The sequence below is a fragment of the Pseudomonas sp. AC463 genome (assembly GCF_979253585.1).
On sequence record NZ_CEEDDZ010000211.1, the window covers coordinates 1 to 378 of the forward strand.

A 378-nucleotide genomic window follows, 5' to 3' on the forward strand; every position below is an offset into this window, starting at 1 on the left:
TATCTGGGCGGTACGATGGGCTTCGACTGGGCGACCGTCCGCCAGCTCGTCGACACGCTGCGCAAGAATTACTGCGGCAATGTCGGCCTCGAGTTCATGCACATCGTCGATGTCGAGGAACGCCGCTTCCTGCAGGAGCGGATGGAGGGCCAGGACAAGGCGATCGACTTCACGCCTGAGGGCAAGAAGGCGATCCTGACCAAGGTCGTCGAGGCGGAGCAGTGGGAGAAGTTTCTCGGCCGCAAGTATGTCGGCACGAAGCGTTTCGGGCTCGATGGCGGCGAAAGCATGATCCCCGCGCTCGAAAGCATCATCAAGTACGGCGGCCAGATGGGCGTCAACGAGATCGTGTTCGGCATGGCGCATCGCGGCCGGCTG

Annotated in this window: 1 pseudogene; it reads left to right on the forward strand. The window is 62.4% G+C overall.

Annotated features, from left to right (window positions below):
* Window positions 1–15: 15 nt before the first annotated feature.
* Window positions 16–378: pseudogene (locus AC0IYH_RS29815) on the forward strand (2-oxoglutarate dehydrogenase E1 component); the annotation flags it as partial.